The following is a 5,338-nucleotide window of genomic DNA, read 5'->3' on the forward strand; positions in this document are numbered from 1 at the left end:
CCATGCCCTGCACATCGCACCGGTGCCCGAGATCGCTCCGCCGCCGCTGCCCTTGCTCGGACGCTGGGCCCGCCTGCACCTGGCGCACGGCGGCTGGCAGGGCGACGTACAGGCCCGCGCAGACGAATCGCTGCCGTTCCAGGACGATGCGTTTGGCGTGGTGGTGCTGCGCCATGCCGCTGAAATCGTTCCCGACGGCGACGAACTGATAGGCGAGGCCGCTCGCGTGCTCGCACCGGGCGGCGTACTGGCGATTACCGGCGTGCACCCGGTGAGTGCCTGGGCACCGTGGTTCCAGTGGCGCGCCCGCGGCACTCGGGCCAGCCTGCGTCAACCGGTACTGCTGCGTTCGGCCTGTGGCCGCGCCGACCTTCACGTGATCGCCGTGCACCGTGCCGGCCACGTGCTGCCGTCCATCATGACGGGTGAGGGCAGCAGCCTGGCTGGCGGGGCATACATCCTGCTGGCGCGCAAACAGCGCATCGCAGCCACGCCGCTTCGCGTGATCAAGACCGCCAACGCACCGGTGCAGTCCGGTAGCCTTGTATCTGGCGCGCGCCGTGCGGCGCGCTGAACTACTGTATGAAGGAAAGCATGAACGACGTTGAAGCATTCACCGACGGCGCCTGCCTCGGTAATCCGGGCCCGGGTGGCTGGGCCGCCTTGCTCCGCGCGGGAAACGCCGAGCGCATGGTCGCCGGCGGCGATCCGGCTACCACCAACAATCGCATGGAACTGATGGCCGCCATCGGCGCACTGGAGTCGCTGACCCGCCCCTGCCAGGTGCGCCTGACCACCGACTCCCGCTACGTGATGCAGGGCATCGAAGACTGGATGCCCCGCTGGATCGCCAACGGCTGGAAAACCTCCGACAAGAAACCGGTGAAGAACCAGGACCTCTGGCAGCGCCTGGCCGCCGCCAAGGCGCAGCACACCGTGCGCTGGGAATGGGTGAAGGGTCACAACGGCCACGTGGAAAACGAGCGCGTGGACGAAGCTGCGCGCGAGCAGGCGCTGGTGTTCAAGGCCGGTGGCGTGACGGCATGAGGCAGGTTGTCCTCGATACCGAAACCACGGGCCTGGAAGTGCGGCAGGGTCATCGCCTGATCGAAATCGGCGCGGTGGAACTGCTAGAGCGGCGGCCCAGCGGCCGCACCTTCCATACCTATCTGAACCCCGGGCGCGCCATCGACGAAGGCGCGCGCGCGGTGACCGGCATCGAGGATGAATTCCTTCTCGACAAGCCGAAATTCACCGAGGTGGTGGACGACTTCCTGGACTTCATCCGGGGCGCGGAGCTGATCATCCACAACGCCAGCTTCGACGTCGGTTTCCTCGACGCGGAACTGGCCATGGCCGGCAACCGCGGCAAGGTGACCGACCACGCCAGCGTGCTCGATACCCTGGTGATGGCGCGCGAACGCTACCCCGGGCAGCGCAACAGCCTGGATGCGCTGTGCAAGCGCCTGGGAGTCGACAACACCCATCGCGACCTCCACGGCGGCCTGCTCGATGCGCAGCTGCTGGCGGATGTGTACCTGTCCATGACCACTGGCCAGGTGGTGCTGGACCTCGCCTTCGATGCGGGCGCACCGTCGCGCCACCATATATCGCTGCAGGGTTTCGCCATCACCGCACGGCCAAAAGTGCTGCGTGCCAGTGAAGCGGAAGCAGAATTGCACGAGCAGCGCCTGCAGGCGATCGACAAGGCATCCGGTGGTGCCACGGTATGGCGTACGTTGGTCGATGAGCCGGTGGAGTCTGGCGCGTCCGTGGCCTAGTCGCGGCGCATCATTCCCTGCGTTTCACCCGTGCCGCACCAGGATCGCCGTGACGTTATTCCGTGCCCCGCCATCGAGCGCCGTCAGGATCATATGCTCCACCGCTTCCTGCGCGCCCAGCTCGGTGCGCGCGCTGATGGCTCGCAGCTGCGCATCATCCACGACCTCGGCAAGCCCGTCGGTACATAGCAGCAAGCGCATGCCCGACTTCCAGGTACCCCGGCACATCTGCACATAGAGTTGCTCGGTGCCGGTGACACCCAGCGCCTGGTTCATCACCCCGCGCGGGGCGGCCGTATCGCGCGACTCCGGCCATTCGCCTTTTTCCACCAGGGCCTCAGCAAGCTTTCCGTCATGTGCCAGCCGGCGCAGTTCGCCGTCATCAATGTAGATGCGGGCGTCGCCCACCCAGGCCGCCTCCCAGCCGCCATCCACCATGCGCACCGCGGCTACCGTGGTGCCCATCGGCCGGGCGTGGGGCAGGTTGCGGGTATGCATCAGGAGTTCATCGTTGGCGGCCGTCAGCGCCGACAGCAGGGACTGCCCCCGCGTCACCCGCTCCACCACGCCATCACGCACGCTGGCCGAAGCCAATTCCCCATGCCGGTGTCCACCCATGCCGTCCAGCACCAGGAACAGGCCCAGGGCAGGGTCCGCGTAGTAGGTATCCTCGTTTCGCGACCGGGCCATCCCCGGGTGCGTGCCGTGCCCAAATTCGATCATGTAAGCGTCGTTTCATTCATTTACAGGCGGAAATCCCCGCTCACCGGGGAGGATGCCCCACCGCCCGGGAGTTGTCACGGCTCAGCCGCCCCCGTATCATTGCGTGCTCGACGCGGCACGCCCGCCGTCGACGACCAAAGGAGAGGTGGCAGAGTGGTCGAATGCGCCGGATTCGAAATCCGGTTTAGGTTTAGGCCTAACGTGGGTTCGAATCCCACCCTCTCCGCCAGAACAAAGAAAAGCGCCCTCACGGGCGCTTTTTTTGTTTCTGGCGTCTATACCCGCCACGAGGGCGAACATGAACCATATGCCCCGAATACGGCACCTACTCGAATCAGGCGTAGGCATGCTGACGCCGCTCGAGGAATTCCACCTGCAATGAACGCACTCGCCCAGCCAGCTCCGGCAGCCCGCCTCACGACGGCATCGCGGCCCGGGCATGTCGTCCTCGGGGTCAACAATTTCTGCAACCTGCGTTGCGTCATGTGTGACGTCGGCACCGGAAATGCCGAGACCAACTTCGGCGCAAACCTGATGGGGGCTCGGACGAAGTCCATGCCGTGGGAGCTGTTCCAGGGCATCGCCGATGACATGGCGGCCTTCTGTCCCGAGGCGCACCTGGGCTTCGCATTCACCGAGCCGCTCGCGTGGCGGCCGCTCGGTGACGCATTGGCGTATGCCTCTGCGCTCGGCTTGTATTCGACGGTCACCACCAACGGCCTGCTCCTGCCAAAACGGGCAGCGGAGTTCGCAGGTGGCCGCTGCCGCGGTCTGTTCGTTTCGCTCGACGGTCCTGCAGCCCTGCATGATCGCATCCGGCGCCATACCGGCAGCTTCGCGCGGGCCGTGGAGGGGATCAGGGCCGTAGCGGCCCTACAGGACGCGCCCGAGATCTCCGTCTTCTGCACGATCAGCGAACACAATGTCGGTCACCTCAGGACCTTCCTTAGCGACATCAGCGATCTGCCACTGAAGCATGTTGGACTGATCCACAATAATTTCGTGACGCCCGCGATGGCCAATGAACACAATGTGCTCTATGGCGCAACCTATCCCGCCACGCCTTCGAACAGCTTCGAATCCGATCCGACGACGATCGACATCGCCCGCCTGGCCGACGAACTGGCCGACATCAAGGCATCGACCTGGCCATTCAGCGTCTCGATCCAGCCCGATCGTACGAGCGAAGCCGACCTCGACATCTACTATCACCATCCCTCGCAATTCGTTGGCCGCCGGTGCCACGATGCCTTTCGCATCCTGATGGTTGATGCCGATGGCGAATCCGTGCCCGTGCATGGGCGGTGTTATCGGTTTCCAATTGCCAATGTTCGGGAAGCTGGTCTGGAAGGCATCTGGAAGCACTCGAGCATCGAAGCGCTGCGGACAGCGCTCAACGAGGCGGGGGGCCTTCTGCCTGCGTGCAGCCGGTGTTGTGGTGGGTTTGGGACGTAGAGCTGGTTCCTCGCTGCTGGTCATCTACCTCCTTTCCCATCTGCAAGAATTCATGGACTGGAATTGTCCAGAGCGACGCCCTTATGCTTCGAAGGGAGGCCGCCGCGATCGGTGCCAAGCGAATGACCACCTGTCTAGCTTCTGAGGATTCAAGTTGATGATTTCCGACAACGCGCTGGCTGGCGAGGTCAAGGCGCGGATGCGTGATTGCCTGAAGATCCTGGATGAAACAGTTGGACATGTTCAGAATGCGCTTCCGGAGGATGAGTTCAATCGCTTCCGGAAGGCCGCCGGTAAGGTTATGGGTGCCCTGATTTTTGAGATCTTGAACCCGTTGTGTGAAGCCCATCCAGAGCTGTGGCCACCTGAACTCGCCAGAGGCGTTCACCGCCCACGTAGCGACTGAAATGCGTTTAATGCATCTTGGCGCGAGGCACCCAACTCAACCATGGGCATCGGATATCCCGAGCGCTTGCGCACCGCCTCGTCTTTCCATGGCTCGTGCACCAGATCGACAGGCAGGTCGGCCAGTTCGGGCAACCAGCGGCGCAGATACACGCCGTCGGGATCGAACTTCTTCGACTGCGTCACCGGATTGAAGACCCGGAAATACGGCGCCGCATCCGCGCCACAGCCAGCTACCCATTGCCAGCCGAGCGTGTTGTTGGCCAGGTCTGCGTCCACCAGGGTGTCCCAGAACCAGCGCGCGCCGGTGAGCCAGTGTTGGCGCAGGTTCTTGGTGAGGAAACTTGCCACGATCATGCGTACCCGGTTGTGCATCCAGCCGGTGTGCCACAGCTCACGCATGCCGGCGTCCACCAGTGGGATGCCGGTGCAGCCTTGCTGCCAACGCTCAAGCTGTGTTTCGTCTTCGCTTGCCCAGGGGAAGTTCGTGAAGCGTGGATTGAAGCTTTCCGTCGGGGTGTGGGGAAAGTAATACAGCAAGTGATGCGCGAACTCGCGCCACCCCAGCTCGCGCAAGTAGGGTTCGATATCCGGCCGGCGACGTGCGTCCACGCGCTGCAGCTGCGCATGAAGGGTGCGATGAATCTGCTGCGGCGAGATTTCGCCGAAATGCAGATGTGGAGATAGCCGCGAGGTGCCTTGCCGCGCGGGCTTGTCGCGTCCGGTCGCGTAGTCGCCCAGGGCGTCATCACAGAACAGTTCCAGTGCCTCGCTGGCACCGCGTTCACCGGGTTGCCATGTTTCGCCAAAGGCCTTGTCCCAGCGCACGCGGGGTTGCAGGACTAACGCTTCCAGCGGAAGACCATCGGGCAGGTCCACCCATTCAACGCTCTGCGGTTCCGCCGGCGCCGGCGGCACGCTTATCGCCTGGCGCAGGTTCCGCCAGTACGGCGTAAAGACACGGTACGGTTCGC

At 64.1% G+C, this 5,338-nt stretch carries 7 protein-coding genes and 1 tRNA gene; 6 read left to right on the plus strand and 2 right to left on the minus strand.

All coding sequences use genetic code 11. The annotated features are described in order from the left end of the window. From VK519_RS17275 to dnaQ, 3 genes are all read left to right on the plus strand, one after another. Nucleotides 1-574: methyltransferase domain-containing protein (locus tag VK519_RS17275; protein ID WP_324351835.1), on the plus strand; the 574-nt coding region annotated here is incomplete at its 5' end. A gap of 20 nt (nt 575-594) precedes the next feature. Beyond that, complete coding sequence (rnhA, locus tag VK519_RS17280) at nt 595-1,047, plus strand: ribonuclease HI (RefSeq protein ID WP_324351837.1); 453 nt, start codon at nt 595-597, stop codon at nt 1,045-1,047. Beyond that, complete coding sequence (gene dnaQ, locus VK519_RS17285; RefSeq protein WP_324351839.1) at nt 1,044-1,781, plus strand: DNA polymerase III subunit epsilon; 738 nt, start codon at nt 1,044-1,046, stop codon at nt 1,779-1,781. The genes rnhA and dnaQ overlap by 4 nt, the downstream gene beginning before the upstream one ends. Nucleotides 1,782-1,805: 24 nt before the next feature. Here dnaQ and VK519_RS17290 read toward each other — a convergent pair whose 3' ends face one another. Continuing rightward, entirely contained in the window at nt 1,806-2,504 is a 699-nt protein-coding gene (locus VK519_RS17290; RefSeq protein WP_324351841.1) for a PP2C family protein-serine/threonine phosphatase, read from the minus strand. Nucleotides 2,505-2,643: 139 nt separating this feature from the next. On the opposite strand from VK519_RS17290, the gene VK519_RS17295 reads away from it, so the two are divergent. The 3 genes from VK519_RS17295 to VK519_RS17305 all read left to right on the plus strand — a co-directional run bounded on the left by VK519_RS17295 (nt 2,644) and on the right by VK519_RS17305 (nt 4,365). Continuing rightward, nucleotides 2,644-2,733: transfer RNA gene (locus VK519_RS17295), tRNA-Ser, on the plus strand. Between the two features lie 149 nt (nt 2,734-2,882). After that, the gene (locus VK519_RS17300) at nt 2,883-3,959 is read left to right on the plus strand and encodes a radical SAM protein (RefSeq protein ID WP_324351843.1); all 1,077 of its coding nucleotides are present in this window, start codon (nt 2,883-2,885) and stop codon (nt 3,957-3,959) included. A gap of 157 nt (nt 3,960-4,116) precedes the next feature. Further along, on the plus strand, nt 4,117-4,365 hold the full coding sequence (locus VK519_RS17305; protein ID WP_324351845.1) for a hypothetical protein: 249 nt from the start codon (nt 4,117-4,119) through the stop codon (nt 4,363-4,365). On the opposite strand, the gene VK519_RS17310 is transcribed toward VK519_RS17305, so the two are convergent. Beyond that, on the minus strand, nt 4,344-5,338 hold a 995-nt coding region (locus VK519_RS17310), incomplete at its 5' end, for a cryptochrome/photolyase family protein (protein ID WP_324351847.1). The two genes, VK519_RS17305 and VK519_RS17310, sit on opposite strands and share 22 nt — an antisense overlap.

The sequence above is a fragment of the Pinirhizobacter sp. genome (assembly GCF_035317885.1).
Lineage (GTDB): Bacteria > Pseudomonadota > Gammaproteobacteria > Xanthomonadales > Rhodanobacteraceae > Pinirhizobacter.